Here is a 14,824-nt window from a genome sequence, read left to right on the forward strand (position 1 = left end):
CATGTTCGCCAAACTGATGGAAAACTGGCTTCTCAAGCTTCTTTCGCTCTCCTTTGCCCTGGTCTTGTGGTTTTTTGTCATGGGCGAGCAGAAGCTGGAACTGGGCTATGCCGTGCCCCTGGAACTCAAGAATACTCCTCAGGGGTTGATGGTTGCCAACGAGGTGCCCAGTCTGGTCGACGTGCGGATCAGCGGCCCCCGCACCCTCCTCATGAACCTGAGCCCCAGCGATATCAGTATTTCCGTCGATCTCAAGGATCTTCAACCGGGATTGACCTCCTTTAAGCGCCTGGAGGAGAGGCTGAACATCCCTAGCGCGCTCAAGGTAACCCGACTTTCCCCTTCTTTTGTTGATGTTAAGCTCGAACGCATTCGCAGCAAGGCCGTGCCGGTCCAGGCTGTGATTTCCGGACAGCCCGCCGCGGGTTTTGTGGTCAAGTCCGTTAGGGCTACACCGGACAAGGTCGATGTCGAAGGGGCCGAAAGTGAGCTCAAGGATGTGGCAGAGGTCTCCACCGAGCCCGTGGATGTGGAGGGGGTGAAGGAAAGCTTTACCTTGATGGTGCCCATCAACTATCGCGGCAAATACACAGGACTCAAGGACAAGAAATCAGCCGAGGTGCTTGTGGTGGTAGAACCGCAACCTGGTCATCAGAACCAGGGGGAAAGGAAAGTGCAGGAATGAGCAAAAAATTGTTTGGCACCGATGGCGTTCGCGGTGTGGCCAATGTCTATCCGATGACGACAGAGATGGCCATGCAACTGGGCCGGGCTGCTGCCTATATCTTCAAGAAGGATAATCGACGCCACCGTATCGTCATCGGCAAGGATACGCGGCTGTCCGGCTACATGATCGAAAATGCTCTGTCGGCCGGAATTTGTTCCATGGGTGTCGATGTCTTGCTGGTCGGCCCTCTGCCGACACCCGGAATTGCTTTTATCGCCAAGTCCATGCGTGCTGATGCCGGCGTGGTGATATCGGCCTCCCATAATCCTTACCAAGATAACGGGATCAAGTTCTTTTCACGTGACGGCTTCAAATTGCCCGACGAGGTAGAACTGAAGATTGAAGATCTCATTTTCAGCCAAAAGATCGATTCCCTTCGTCCAACCGCCGCAGAAGTTGGCAAGGCTTTCCGTATCGATGATGCCCAGGGGCGCTATATTGTTTTTCTGAAAAACTCCTTTCCGGGGGACATGGATCTAAGCGGCCTGAAAATCGTGCTGGACTGCGCCAACGGCGCCGCTTACAAGGTGGCTCCCGCGGTGCTGGAGGAGTTGGGCGCTGAGGTCATCTCGATCGGCGTTTCGCCTAATGGCACCAATATCAATGCCGGTTGTGGTTCCCTGCACCCCGATATTCTGTCGGAAAAGGTCAAGGAACACCGCGCCCATCTGGGCATAGCGCTCGATGGTGATGCCGATCGGGTTATTTTTGTCGATGAATTCGGGCGCGAAGTCGATGGGGACCACATCATGGCCATCTGTGCCACCCAGATGCTGGCCGAGGGCCGGCTTGCCCATAACACTCTGGTTGCGACCGTCATGAGCAATATGGGCCTGGATATCGCGCTACGCAAAGCAGGGGGCAGGGTCGTCAAGACGGCTGTCGGTGACCGCTACGTGGTGGAAGAAATGCGCCAGCATGGCTACAATCTCGGTGGTGAACAATCCGGGCATATGATCTTTCTTGATCATAATACGACGGGTGACGGTATGATTTCCGCCCTGCAGGTGCTGGCCATCATGCAACGCAGCGGACGTTCTCTGGCTGATCTGGCGGAAGTTATGATCGCCCTGCCGCAGGTGTTGCTCAACGTCCGGGTGACCGAGAAAAAGGATATCAACGACATTGCCGATATTCGTAAAACCATCGCGGCGGTGGAAAAAAAATTGGGTGAATCCGGGCGCGTTCTGATTCGCTACAGTGGTACGGAGCCGCTTTTGCGCGTCATGCTGGAAGGTCAGGACAAGGTGGAAATTACCGGTTACGCCCAGGAAATTGCGGCTATGATCGAAAAACATCTCGGCAGCGGCCGGAAAAAGGAGGCATAGGGTGGCTAAGCTGGGCGTCAATGTCGATCATGTGGCCACCGTGCGCCAGGCGCGAGGGACTGTCGAACCTGACCCGGTCATGGCTGCCGCGTTGGCGGAATTGGCCGGCGCGGAGGGCATTACCGTTCACCTGCGGGAGGATCGACGTCATATTCAGGACCGTGATGTTGAGGTTCTGCGCAAAACTGTGAAGACTCGCCTCAATCTGGAAATGGCCGCTACCGACGAAATGGTGGCGATCGCCCTTAAAATCCTGCCCGATATGGTGACCCTCGTTCCAGAAAAACGGGAAGAACTTACTACGGAAGGTGGTCTCGATGTCTGCATGAACCGTCATCTGGTGCAGAAACAGACGGGATTGCTGCGCCAGGGGGGCATCGTCGTCAGTCTTTTTGTTGATCCCGATCTCGAGCAGATCAAAATGGCCCATCGCGTCGGTGCCCAGTATATTGAGATCCATACGGGAACCTATTGTGAAGCACGCCTGACGGAGGGTCGCCAGAAGGAGCTGCAGAAGATCGAACAGGCTATCCGTGCGGCACGGAAGCTGGGGCTTGGGGTCAACGCCGGTCATGGTCTTGATTATTTGAACATTCGCGAAGTGGTTGCCCTTGGGGGGATAGAAGAATTCAATATCGGGCACAGTATCGTTTCCAGGGCGGTTCTGGTCGGCATGGAGCGCGCCGTTCGCGAGATGGTGGCCCTGGTCAAAGGGGGCTGAGCCTTTGGGCATTGTCGGCGTAGGGACAGACCTGGCTCGAATAGAGCGTTTTCGCCGCTTTGTGCGGGAGGGGAAAACCGGTATTGTCGACCGGATCTTTACGGCGGACGAAAGGCGTTATGCTTTTGCCATGAAGGACCCTTCACCCCATCTGGCCGCGCGTTTCGCCGCCAAGGAGGCTTTTCTCAAGGCCCTCGGCCTCGGCCTCCGCGAAGGCATTTCCTGGCAGGATATGTCCGTTGAACGGGACGAGCTCGGTAAGCCGTCCATGCGACTCCAGGGGCGAGCGGCAGAGATCTTTAACGCAAGGGGGCTTTCGGGCCTGCATCTTTCTTACAGCCACGACGGTGATTATGCGCTGGCCACGGTTATACTGGAGAAACCATGAAACTGTACCGTGCCGACCAGGTGAGAGGATTTGACCGCCAGACCATTGAGGAGATGGGCATCTCCGGGCTCGTTCTCATGGAAAACGCCGGGGTAGCTGCCACCGAACTGTTCTGTGCCCATTTCCGGGCTGTTTTTCCCGGAGCGGTCGTAGTATTGGCCGGCAAGGGAAACAATGGCGGCGACGGGTATGTCATGGCCCGTCATCTGCACAACCGCGGCTGGCAGGTCACCACGCTGGTTCTCGCCGAAGAAAAAGCCGTTGGCGGAGATGCAGCCGTCAATTTACGGGCTTTAACGGCCTGCGGGGGGACTGTCACCTTCTGTCCCCATGAGGCATCCCTCGACCAGGCCCTGGTAAGGATCAACGCTCGTGTGATTATTGATGCCCTGTTCGGAACCGGTTTGACCTCTCCGGTCCGTGATCATTATGCCAGGGCCATCGACTGGATCAATCGCAGTGGCCTCCCTGTTTTTTCCGTCGATATTCCCTCGGGGATAGACGCAACCAGCGGTCGCGTGCTGGGGGCAGCGGTAAAGGCCAAAGAGACGGTGACCTTTGCCGTCGGGAAGATAGGACAGGTCCTGGCGCCGGGGTGTGAATATGCCGGCCGGTTGCATGTCGTCGATATCGGCATCCCCCCCAAGGTGATCGATCGCGAGGAAGGTGCTGTCTTTGTTGAGGCCGCTGACGTTGCCGCACTTTTTCCGGCGCGCCCTTTTGCTGGCCATAAAGGGACCTTCGGGCATCTGGTGGTCGTGGGCGGATCCACAGGAAAATCCGGCGCGGCTGCCATGACCGCGGAAGGCGCTTTACGATCCGGCGCCGGGCTGGTTACGGTCGGTTGTCCCGCCAGTATTCACGATATCCTCGAGATCAAACTAACGGAGGCGATGACGGTTCCGCTACCGGATGCCGCCGGCTCCCTGGATCTGCGGGCATATGACGATATCAAACGACTGTGGCTCCACAAACAGGCACTTGCGCTTGGGCCCGGTCTGGGTTTGTCTGAAGGAGGGGCGGCGCTGGCGGGCTGTATCGTCCGAGACTGCCCGCTCCCCCTGGTGATTGACGCAGACGGTATCAATGCTCTGTGTGATCAAAAAGACCTGCTGACTGTCCGTCCTGTCGGGACGACCGTCCTGACTCCGCATCCGGGTGAGATGGCGCGACTGACCGGGATGTCTGTAAACGAGATTGAAGCGGACCGGGTGCGTGTTGCGGGGGATTTTGCCAAGAAATACGGCGCGGTTCTGGTGCTCAAGGGCGCCCGTACCGTCATCGCCTCTCCGGAGGGAGATCTGTTCGTAAATAGTACGGGGAACCCCGGTCTCGCTACAGGCGGCATGGGGGATGTATTGACGGGGGTCATTGCCGGCCTGATTGCCCAGGGGCTTTCTCCACTTAACGCCGCCGTCCTGGGGACCTTCTGGCATGGGCGCGCCGCTGATGATCTGGGCCAGATCCTGGGTAACGCCGGCCTGACCGCCACTGACCTGCTGCGACAACTGCCTTTGACGCGTCACCAACTTCTGACCTAAGGAGATCTCATGCTGCACGCTAAAGATATCATGACCACAAAAGTTCATACGGTAACACCCGCCACCACGGTGGATGACCTGGCTCGACTCTTTGTCGAAACGGGAGTCAATGCCATGCCTGTCGTCGATGAGGAGGGTGTCCTGCTCGGTCTGGTGACTCAAACCGACTTGGTGGAACAGGATCGCCCCCTGCACATTCCCACCGTCATCTCGATCTTTGACTGGGTGCTTTATCTGGAGAGTGAGAAGGACTTTCGCGAAGAGGTGCAAAAAATCACCGCCCGCACCGTGGGGGAGATATATACCCCGGATGTTGAGGCCTGTACGCCGGAAACCAGCGTCCCCGAAATTGCCTCCGTCATGACCGAGAAAAAGGTCCACCTCCTCCCGGTGGTCGATGAGGGAAAGCTCGTTGGTGTTGTGGCCCGTCTCGATGTCATCCGCAGTATGGGACGCTGAAATATGCCGCGTTGGTCTGTTAGGACCTCTTCTCCTGCCGAGACCCAGCAACTTGGCGTTCGCCTTGGCCGCTTGCTCGACAGACCGCTGGTCATTCTGCTGTCAGGCGATCTGGGCGCGGGGAAAACCTGCTTCACCCAAGGGGTAGCCCGTGGGCTTGGCGTCCCCGAAGGCGAGCCCGTTACCAGTCCGACCTACACTCTCATGAACCGATATGGCGGCCGGCTGCCCCTTTATCATTTTGATTTGTATCGTCTGAATCACCAGGACGATCTCGTCGATATCGATTTTGACGATTATCTTCACGGTGACGGCATCGTGGTGGTTGAATGGGCCGATCGCTTTCCGGATTTGGACCTCGAAGGGTTGCGTATCCACATCGAATACGAGGAAGACGAGGCCCGCTGTGTCGAATTTTGGAGTGAGACGACCGCCCCGAGTGAACTGCTCTCCGGGCTGGAAAAATGTTTTGACCGGGATGGAAATTCTTGATAAGAAAGTAACTTTGTGGACGTCAGGTGGGGGAGGCAGGCCCTGAGCGGCCCCCGGCCCTCTGGGCAGATGACGAGTCTGCCAGGAGTTGTAGAACGTCTTTATGTTGGATCGATTGGCGACCTGGCCCCTGTAGGGCGCCGGTTTTTTCGGACCGTTGAAGGATAATTTATCAGCGACCATTGTGGCCGCTTTTTTTGGAAGGAGGACAGGATCCTATGGCCCTCGTAGTACAGAAGTACGGTGGGACCTCTGTTGGAACCATCGATAGAATCCGCAATGTGGCGCGCCGCGTGGCCAAGACTTACGATGATGGAAACGATGTCATCGTGGTTGTATCGGCCATGGCCGGAGAAACCAACAAGTTGGTCGCCTTGGCCAACGAAATGTGCGAATTTCCCAGCGAGCGCGAGTATGACGTCCTGGTCGCCACCGGGGAGCAGGTGACCATCGCTCTGTTGTCCATGTGTCTGCAATCCATGGGCTACAAGGCCAAGAGCTATATGGGGCACCAGATCCCTATCATTACCGACAGTGTTTTTTCCAAGGCGCGCATCGAGAAAATTGACGATAAAAAGATCCGGGAAGATCTCAAGAATGGGTCCATTATCGTAGTTGCCGGTTTCCAGGGTACCGACCGGGAAGGTAACGTGACCACCCTGGGGCGTGGGGGCTCGGATACTTCCGCCGTTGCGGTGGCTGCCGCACTCAAGGCAGACGTTTGCGAAATCTACACGGATGTGGATGGCGTCTACACCACCGATCCGCGGATTGTTCCAAGCGCGTCTAAAATCGAGAAGGTTTCCTATGACGAAATGCTTGAGATGGCCTCCCTCGGCGCCAAGGTTCTACAGATCCGTTCTGTGGAATTCGCTAAAAAATATGGGGTGATTGTGCATGTTCGTTCCAGTTTCAACGATAATCCAGGCACGCTGGTGATGAAGGAGGATGCAGATATGGAATCCGTGCTGGTTTCAGGTATTACCTACAACAAGGATGAAGCAAAAATTTCGGTGATGCGCGTACCTGACAAACCGGGTATTGCCTCACTGCTTTTCTCCCCCTTGAGCCATGCGGGGATTACGGTGGATATGATCATCCAGAACGTCTCCCATGAAGGGTACACGGACATGACCTTTACCGTGCCCAGGGCGGATTTCAAAAAAGCTCTGAAGATCGTTCAGGAGACTGCCAAGGACATCGGTGCCGGCGGTGTGCTGCAGGACGAAAATATCGCCAAGGTTTCCATCGTCGGGGTCGGCATGCGGTCCCACTCGGGCGTCGCCAGCAAAATGTTTCAGACTCTCTCCCAGGAGGGCATCAACATCCAGATGATCTCCACCAGCGAGATCAAGGTTTCCTGTGTCATCGACGAGAAGTATACCGAGCTGGCTGTTCGTGTGCTGCACGAGGCTTTTGACCTGTCCAAAAAGGACGTCAAGGCAGAATAATTACGGCAGCATTTTGCCGCTTAAAAAATAGAGGAAGGTCTTTGATGAGTTTGATTCGACTCTACGACACGACGCTGCGCGATGGCACTCAGGCTGAAGACGTATCGTTTCTGGTCGCGGACAAAATCCACATCGCCCAAAAGCTGGATGAGTTGGGGATTCACTACATTGAGGGCGGCTGGCCTGGCTCCAATCCCAAGGATATCGCCTTTTTCAAGGATGTGAAAAAGGTTCGTCTGCAGCAGGCCAAAATCGCCGCTTTTGGTTCGACCCGTCGTGCCAAGACTACGCCCGACAAGGACAACAATATCCGGACCCTGGTTCAGGCCGAGCCGGACGTTGTGACGATTTTCGGCAAGACCTGGGATTTTCATGTGCGGGAAGCGTTGCGGATCAGTCTGGAGGAAAATCTCGAACTCATCTTCGACTCGCTGGAATATCTCAAAAAGAATGTCGGTGAAGTTTTTTACGATGCCGAGCACTTTTTCGACGGTTATCGCGCCAATCCCGAATACGCCCTGAAAACCCTCAAGGCGGCCGAAGAGGCCGGCGTGGATTGCATTATTCTGTGCGATACCAATGGCGGTACTCTCCCCCATCAACTGCCTGAGATCATTGCGGCGGTGAAAAACACTGTCAAGACGCCCCTGGGTATTCACACCCACAACGACAGCGAATGTGCGGTGGCTAATTCACTGGTGGCCGTGGAACATGGCATTATTCATGTGCAGGGGACGATCAACGGTTTCGGCGAGCGGTGCGGCAACGCCAACCTTTGCTCCATCATTCCGGCTCTGCGCCTGAAAATGGGCAGGGAATGCGTTTCGGATGAACAGTTGAGCCGGTTGCGTCCTCTCTCCCGTTACATTTATGAGCTGGCCAACATGGTGCCCAACAAGCACCAGCCCTATGTGGGGAACTCGGCCTTTGCTCACAAGGGAGGTGTACACGTGTCGGCGATTCAGCGCCATCCAGAAACCTATGAACATATCCGGCCCGAAAAAGTTGGAAATGTCACCCGGGTGCTGGTCTCTGATCTCTCCGGACGCTCCAATATCCTGGCCAAGGCGGAAGAATTCAATATCAACCTGGACAGCAAAGATCCGGTTACCCTCGAGATTCTCGAAAACCTGAAGGAAATGGAGAACAAGGGCTACCAGTTCGAGGGCGCCGAAGCTTCTTTTGAACTTCTCATGCGCAAAGCCCTGGGAAACCTGCGCCATTATTTCTCTGTTATCGGCTTCCGGGTAATTGATACCAAGCGGCATGAGGATGAAAAACCCCTGTCCGAGGCGACTGTCCAGGTTAAGGTGGGAGGCAAGATCGAACACACTGCCGCTGAAGGCAATGGCCCCGTGAACGCGCTGGATAATGCGCTGCGCAAGGCCTTGGAAAACTTTTATCCTCAAATCAAGGAGATGAAACTCCTGGATTACAAGGTGCGAGTGCTGCCGACGGGTAAGGGAACGGCTTCTATCACGCGCGTCTTGATCGAGTCTGGGGACAAGTTGGGCCGTTGGGGGACCGTCGGCGTCAGTGATAATATTATTGACGCTTCGTATCACGCCCTTATCGACGCCCTGCTCTATAAGCTGATAAAAGATCAGTAAGGTCTTAGGCGTGCGGACGTCTCCTCCTGGGTTGACTTTAGGCTGCACGCTGCTTCTGCTGTTTGCTGCTTGTATGCTGAGCCGGCAGGTTTTCCGTGAGGAAAATCCGCCGGCTTTTTTCGTTTTGCCAGACCGGGGCATTGTGGTCGGATTGGGCGACGGGTTTCCAGAACGAGGAATCCGTCAAATTAGTGACGATGGCCTTCCTGCAGACGTCATTCCGTTGACGTTCTTGTTGGAAGAGCCTGTAGCCCCTGTCTACCAAGGGAGAGATGGGAGGCTCGTTAGTGGCGAACTCCTCACAATATCCACTCTCCATGCAGAAAAAGCCACTTTGTCAAGGACCTGGTTACCAGCTTCCCAGCGGATCGCTCTTTCCATTCCCCTGCACCCTGATCGTATGTCCCTGGCTGATTGGACTGTTCTGCCGGGGGTCGGTCCCAAACTGGCGGAACGAATCGAAAAGGACCGTCAAAAAAATGGCGATTTTGGGTCCTTGGAAGCATTGCAGAGGGTGAAGGGGATAGGTCCCAAACGTATCAATAGCTGGAAATTTTTTTTCGAGTAATTTTCTTTCCGCTGTAACCCATTATAAAATAGAGTTAAAACTGGTTTTTCCCCATTCTCATCATAGTGCATTTCTGGACCACTTCTCCGTATGGCATGGCTTGTGTAATAGGTTTTGCCATACGGTTTGATAGGTAAGAAAGCATCCTATGGAATTGCAGAAGGGGGAATAATCATGAAATGTCCAAAATGCAAAGGCAGGATGTACGCTGAGAAGTTTTATGACTTTGTTCGTTCGTTTGATGCCTGGAAGTGTTGTGCCTGTGGTGAGGTAATCGACCCGGCCATATTGGCCAATCGGGCTCGCAACCACAATCACTTTATAGGATAGTCCCTAATCCATATCGAACAAGAAGGCCGGAGAATCTCTCTCCGGCCTTCTTGTTTTTTGCGGCTGATTTTTCATCCTTTTGTGGCTGTAAAAGAAAGAAGGTGGTCGTTGACCGCCTTTTGCCATTGCGGTATGATGCCAATTGTACGCGGGCCTGCAGGCCCGATTTTTTTGTCTATAGGAACATATGAAAAGAGGTTTAAAGGTATTGTGAAAAAGTTCAATCAGAAAGAGGTCGACAGACGCCGCACCTTCGGAATCATCAGCCACCCGGACGCCGGCAAAACCACTCTGACCGAAAAGCTCCTCCTTTTCGGCGGCGCCATTCAGATGGCAGGGGCTGTCAAGGCGCGCAAGGCTGCTCGCCATGCTACCAGTGACTGGATGGCCATGGAACAGGAGCGCGGCATCTCTGTTACTTCCTCGGTGATGAAGTTCAATTACCGCGATTATGAAGTCAATCTGCTTGATACGCCCGGTCACCAGGATTTCTCCGAAGATACCTACCGCGTGCTGACGGCTGTCGACAGTGCTCTTATGGTCATTGACAGCGCCAAGGGGGTTGAGACCCAGACCAAGAAGCTGATGGAAGTCTGTCGCATGCGCAATACTCCCATTATGACCTTCATTAATAAGCTGGACCGGGAGGGGAGGGAGCCCCTGGAGCTTCTCTCCGATATTGAAGAGACCTTGCAGATCGAATGCGCTCCCATGAGCTGGCCCATCGGTATGGGCAAAAGGTTTCGGGGTACCTACAACCTGTATCGCAAGCAACTCCTCCTTTTCAGCCCCGGCAAGGAGACGAAACAGCAGGATGGAGTTCTGTTTGAAGATCTTTCGGATCCCCGTCTTGACGAACTGCTGGGAAGCCAGGCGGATGAACTGCGCATGGATATCGAATTGCTGGAAGGTGCCGCCAATCCCTTCGAGCTTGATGAATATCTGAAGGGCAATCAGACGCCCGTCTTTTTCGGCAGCGCCATCAACAACTTCGGCGTTCAGGAGATGCTCGATACGTTCGTGGAACTGGCGCCGGCTCCCCGACCCCGACCGACCCTGACACGGGAGGTCTCTCCCTACGAGGAAGAATTTTCCGGTTTCGTCTTTAAAATCCAGGCCAATATGGATCCGGCCCACCGCGACCGCATCGCTTTCTTCCGGATCTGTTCGGGTAAATTCACCCGAGGCATGAAGGTCAGGCACCACCGCATCGGCAAGGATGTTCCTATCGCCAATGCCACCATCTTCATGGCCCAGGACCGTACTCATGTCGAAGAGGCCTTTCCCGGCGATATCATCGGCATTCATAACCATGGGACGATCAAGATTGGCGATACCTTCACGACCAAGGAACCCCTTAAATTTACCGGGATTCCCAGCTTTGCTCCCGAGCATTTTCGCCGCGTCCGCTTGAAAAATCCTCTGAAAACCAAACAGCTGGAAAAGGGGCTTGTCCAGTTGGCCGAAGAGGGGGCCGTGCAGCTTTTTCGGCCTCTCATCAACAGCGATTACATTCTGGGTGCGGTAGGGGTGCTGCAGTTTGACGTCATCATGTCCCGCCTCAAGGCCGAATACAGCGTGGATGCCCTCTACGAAGGCATTGACTATGCTACGGCCCGGTGGATAGGCTGCGATGATCGCAAAATGCTGGCTGATTTTGAGAAGAAGAACCAGGCCAGCCTGGCCCTGGACGCTGAAGGCAACCTGACCTTTCTGGCTTCCAGCGAATGGCGCCTGGGGCATACCATTGAGCAGTGGCCCGGCGTGAATTTCTACAAAACCCGCGAGCACAATTGATACGCAGGAGCGCTGTATAACCACAGAACCTTGGCCACCCCTTTTGGGTTAAAAAGAGGTGTTTCTTATGGCTGATCCACATATCACCGTACTTATCGATAATCACAGTTGCCGGGAGGATCTCCTCTGCCAGTACGGCCTCAGTCTCTGGCTGGAAGCCGGCGGGAAGAAGATTCTTGTCGATACGGGCAACAATGGGGATTTTCTTCTGAACGGAGACCGGTTGGGGATCAGCCCCCAAGACGCCGATTGGCTGGCAGTTACCCATGGCCATTGGGATCACGCTGGAGGCGTTCCCTCGCTTCTGGCCAAAGGCGGGCGTCCCCGAATCCTGATGCATCCTGACGCCTGGAAGCCGCGTCGTGCCGTTCAGGCCGATGGCTCCCATCGCGACATCGGCGTTCCCTGGCCGGAAACCGCGCTGGAGGAGGCCGACATCTTTCGTGTTCCTACCTTGAAACCCCAGCAATTGGCTCTTGGTATCTGGAGCACGGGACCAATCCCTGATTGGACAGGCCGGGAGGATCAATCTGTACTGCAAGTGAAGCAGGGTGACTCCTGGTCGAATGATTCCTTTGCCGATGAACACGCCCTGGTCCTCGAGACCGTTGAAGGGCTGGTGGTTATCAGCGGATGCAGTCATCGCGGTGTCCTCAATATTCTGCGCGCCGCCCAGCTGATGACTGGCGAGGGCCAGATCCACACCGTGATCGGGGGCCTTCACCTCAAGGATGCGACGGCTGGGGAGTGTGAGGAACTGGCCGAGCGGCTGACTGCTTTTAACCTTTCCAACCTGTGGGTGAACCATTGCACAGGGGAGCTGGCTTTCGATATTCTCAAAGCCCGACTCGGATCGATGGTGGCCTGGGCCGGTTCCGGTTTCACCGGCAAGCTGCCGGCACTCAAATCGAGCCCGATATAGGCGTGTCCTGGGTCCTTGCTTCCGAAATTAGCGCAAAAGGGCCAAACTTCCACGCAGCTTAAGACCAAAAGGCTCTCGGACAGGGGGCCTTTTATGTTTTACGTAGTGATCAAAATTTGGAAATATTGGCAGACAATCAGCTTGAAGGCCTAAGGAAAAGAGGGAGAGAGGAGCGGGATATGGAAAGAATGGCGATTCACAAAGCTCTTGGGGGGACTTCCGCCGGCGAACTCATTTGCCTTAAAGGCTGGGTACGTACCCTGCGCACCGGCAAGGATGTCGCGTTCTTCGCCCTTAATGACGGCTCCTGCTTCGCTTCCTTGCAGGTGGTGGTGACCCCGCAACTGCCCAACTATGAAGAATTGGTTAAAATCGGCACCGGCGCCTGTCTTTCCGTCCAAGGCGTCTTGGTCGAGTCGCCTGCCGCCGGGCAGCGATGGGAAGTCCAGGCCCAAAAAGTGGAAGTCCTCGGCGATGCGGATAGCGACTATCCCCTGCAGAAAAAAAGGCACTCGCTTGAGTTTCTGCGCTCTATTGCCCATCTTCGTCCCCGCTCCAACACGTTTGGCGCAGTTTTTCGACTGCGCAGTGCCCTGTCCTTTGCCATTCACCGATTTTTCCACGAGCGGGGTTTTCTCTACGTACATACCCCTATTATTACGGCCAACGACTGCGAAGGGGCCGGGGAAATGTTCCGGGTGACGACCCTGGACAGTGAAAACCCGCCCCGAAATAGTGGAAACATCGACTGGAGCCAGGACTTTTTTGGCGAGAGGACCGGCCTGACCGTCAGCGGTCAGCTGCAGGGTGAACTTTTCGCCACGGCGTTCAGCGATATTTATACCTTTGGCCCCACGTTCCGGGCGGAAAACTCCAATACCAGCCGCCACGCTGCCGAGTTTTGGATGATCGAGCCCGAAATGGCCTTTGCTGACCTGGAGGATGACTGCCGTCTGGCGGAAGATTTTCTCCGCTACCTCGTCACTTACACCCTGCAGCACTGCGGTGAGGATCTCGCCTTTTTCAACGAACGTGTGGAAAAAGGACTCCTCGATAAACTGCAGGCGCTGGCCAAGGCCCGTTTTGAGACCATGACCTACAGCGAAGCGGTCAGCCGTCTGCAGGCCTCCGGTGAAAGCTTTCAATTTCCCGTGGCCTGGGGGCGTGACCTGCAGTCAGAGCATGAGCGATACCTGACGGAAAAGGTTGTCGGTGGTCCTGTCTTCGTGACCGACTACCCGGTGGGCATCAAGGCCTTTTACATGCGCCTCAATAATGACGAACGAACGGTCGCGGCCATGGACCTGTTGGTGCCGCGCGTAGGGGAAATTATCGGTGGCAGTCAGCGGGAGGAGCGCCTGCCGGTGCTGCAGCGCCGGATGGAAGAATCCGGAATCGCTCCGGAAAGTCTCTGGTGGTATCTGGATACCCGGCGCTGGGGAAGTTGTCCTCATGCCGGCTTTGGTCTTGGTTTTGAGCGCCTGCTCATGTACCTGACGGGCATGGAAAATATCCGCGATGTCATCCCTTTTCCACGGACTCCGGGCAATGCCCGTTTTTGATCCTTTTTGTCCGCTGGGCCGATTTCTCAGGCCGGTGGGCCGGAAGACCGCAGGTGTTCGAGAAAAGCCTGGGCAAGAGGGGAAAGTTGTCGATTTTTGCGCTGGACCAGGTAGAAGGGGCGGCGAATGTCGACGCCCTCAATGGGCACCTGCACCAGACTCCCTTTCTCCAGGTCCTCGGCCACAGCCAGAGAAGACAGGATGGCGATGCCCAGACCGGCCTTGACGGCCTGCCTGACGGCCTCCGAGCTGTCGATCTCAGCCACCGGCGACAGAGCTGCCGGATTGAAGCCGTGACGCAGGAGTTCCTCATTCATGACCGTGCGGCTGCCCGATCCCTCTTCTCTCAAAATAAAAGGCTGTGTGGCTAGGTCTTCGAGGGAGATGGTGGAAACTTTGGCCCAGGGATGGCGGGGGGGAACCACCAGAATAAGCCGGTCTGAAAAGATGTCCGTGCTTTCGAGGGCCGGGACCCTGGCCCGTGCGCCGATAATGCCGATTTCCATCTCACCTGAGAGGAGGTGATGGGTGGTCTTGGCGGTGTCGGCGATTTTCAGACGAAGCCGGATGGCGGGGTGGCGTGACTGGAAGGATTCGATGAGCCGGGGCAGAAGGTAGGCGCCTGGAATGGTGCTGGCTCCCAGGACAAGGTCGCCGGTGAGGTTGCCGCTGAACTGGCGTATGGCCTGAAAGGTTTCGTCTTGCAGCTTAATGAGCCGGACGGCGTAGCGATAGAGGAGTTCGCCGGCTGGAGTAGGCAAAACTTCGCGACCCAGACGGTCGAGCAGTTTCTCTCCCAACAGGTCTTCCAATTGTCGGACGTGTTCACTGACTGTTGGCTGGGTAAGGGAGACGAATTCAGCCGCTTTGGAAAAACTCTTCAGGTCGACGATCTTACAGAAGACCTCCAGTTTTCTTATGTCCATGT

14 protein-coding genes are annotated in these 14,824 nt (G+C 55.6%); 13 read left to right on the top strand and 1 reads right to left on the bottom strand.

The features are described 5' to 3' along the window. The first annotated feature begins 1 nt into the window (after position 1). The 13 genes from MJO47_RS08645 to asnS all read left to right on the top strand — a co-directional run bounded on the left by MJO47_RS08645 (position 2) and on the right by asnS (position 13,896). Positions 2 to 685 carry a YbbR-like domain-containing protein gene (locus MJO47_RS08645; RefSeq protein WP_253960727.1) on the top strand — a complete coding sequence of 228 codons (684 nt, stop codon included), beginning with the start codon at positions 2 to 4 and terminating at the stop codon, positions 683 to 685. Further along, positions 682 to 2,055, top strand: a complete 1,374-nt coding sequence (gene glmM, locus MJO47_RS08650) for a phosphoglucosamine mutase (RefSeq protein ID WP_253960728.1) — start codon at positions 682 to 684, stop codon at positions 2,053 to 2,055. The genes MJO47_RS08645 and glmM overlap by 4 nt, the downstream gene beginning before the upstream one ends. A gap of 1 nt (position 2,056) precedes the next feature. Beyond that, on the top strand, positions 2,057 to 2,776 hold the full coding sequence (locus MJO47_RS08655) for a pyridoxine 5'-phosphate synthase (RefSeq protein ID WP_253960729.1): 720 nt from the start codon (positions 2,057 to 2,059) through the stop codon (positions 2,774 to 2,776). 4 nt (positions 2,777 to 2,780) lie between these two features. Then, positions 2,781 to 3,164, top strand: a complete 384-nt coding sequence (acpS, locus tag MJO47_RS08660; protein ID WP_253960730.1) for a holo-ACP synthase — start codon at positions 2,781 to 2,783, stop codon at positions 3,162 to 3,164. Beyond that, entirely contained in the window at positions 3,161 to 4,705 is a 1,545-nt protein-coding gene (locus tag MJO47_RS08665) for an NAD(P)H-hydrate dehydratase (RefSeq protein WP_253960731.1), read from the top strand. The genes acpS and MJO47_RS08665 overlap by 4 nt, the downstream gene beginning before the upstream one ends. Before the next feature lie 9 nt (positions 4,706 to 4,714). Further along, positions 4,715 to 5,164: a CBS domain-containing protein gene (locus MJO47_RS08670; protein WP_253960732.1), complete on the top strand. Its 450-nt coding sequence runs from the start codon at positions 4,715 to 4,717 to the stop codon at positions 5,162 to 5,164. Between the two features lie 3 nt (positions 5,165 to 5,167). Further along, positions 5,168 to 5,656, top strand: coding sequence for a tRNA (adenosine(37)-N6)-threonylcarbamoyltransferase complex ATPase subunit type 1 TsaE (gene tsaE, locus MJO47_RS08675; protein ID WP_253960733.1), 489 nt, complete (start codon positions 5,168 to 5,170; stop codon positions 5,654 to 5,656). Positions 5,657 to 5,874: 218 nt separating this feature from the next. Next, a complete protein-coding gene (locus MJO47_RS08680; RefSeq protein ID WP_253960734.1) occupies positions 5,875 to 7,107 on the top strand; it encodes an aspartate kinase in 1,233 nt (410 codons plus the stop codon). A gap of 44 nt (positions 7,108 to 7,151) precedes the next feature. Next, positions 7,152 to 8,717: a citramalate synthase gene (gene cimA / locus MJO47_RS08685; protein WP_253960735.1), complete on the top strand. Its 1,566-nt coding sequence runs from the start codon at positions 7,152 to 7,154 to the stop codon at positions 8,715 to 8,717. Positions 8,718 to 9,117: 400 nt separating this feature from the next. Further along, positions 9,118 to 9,285 (top strand): helix-hairpin-helix domain-containing protein, encoded by a 168-nt coding sequence (locus MJO47_RS15640; protein ID WP_253961861.1) that lies wholly within the window; start codon positions 9,118 to 9,120, stop codon positions 9,283 to 9,285. A gap of 540 nt (positions 9,286 to 9,825) precedes the next feature. Next, positions 9,826 to 11,412, top strand: coding sequence for a peptide chain release factor 3 (locus MJO47_RS08695; protein WP_253960736.1), 1,587 nt, complete (start codon positions 9,826 to 9,828; stop codon positions 11,410 to 11,412). A gap of 67 nt (positions 11,413 to 11,479) precedes the next feature. Continuing rightward, positions 11,480 to 12,334, top strand: coding sequence for an MBL fold metallo-hydrolase (locus MJO47_RS08700; RefSeq protein WP_253960737.1), 855 nt, complete (start codon positions 11,480 to 11,482; stop codon positions 12,332 to 12,334). Between the two features lie 179 nt (positions 12,335 to 12,513). After that, positions 12,514 to 13,896: an asparagine--tRNA ligase gene (gene asnS, locus MJO47_RS08705; protein ID WP_253960738.1), complete on the top strand. Its 1,383-nt coding sequence runs from the start codon at positions 12,514 to 12,516 to the stop codon at positions 13,894 to 13,896. Between the two features lie 26 nt (positions 13,897 to 13,922). Here asnS and MJO47_RS08710 read toward each other — a convergent pair whose 3' ends face one another. Then, positions 13,923 to 14,822 carry a selenium metabolism-associated LysR family transcriptional regulator gene (locus tag MJO47_RS08710; RefSeq protein WP_253960739.1) on the bottom strand — a complete coding sequence of 300 codons (900 nt, stop codon included), beginning with the start codon at positions 14,820 to 14,822 and terminating at the stop codon, positions 13,923 to 13,925. Between the last annotated feature and the right edge of the window lie 2 nt (positions 14,823 to 14,824).

The sequence above is a fragment of the Desulfuromonas sp. KJ2020 genome, assembly GCF_024197615.1.
In the GTDB taxonomy this organism is placed as follows: domain Bacteria; phylum Desulfobacterota; class Desulfuromonadia; order Desulfuromonadales; family SZUA-540; genus SZUA-540.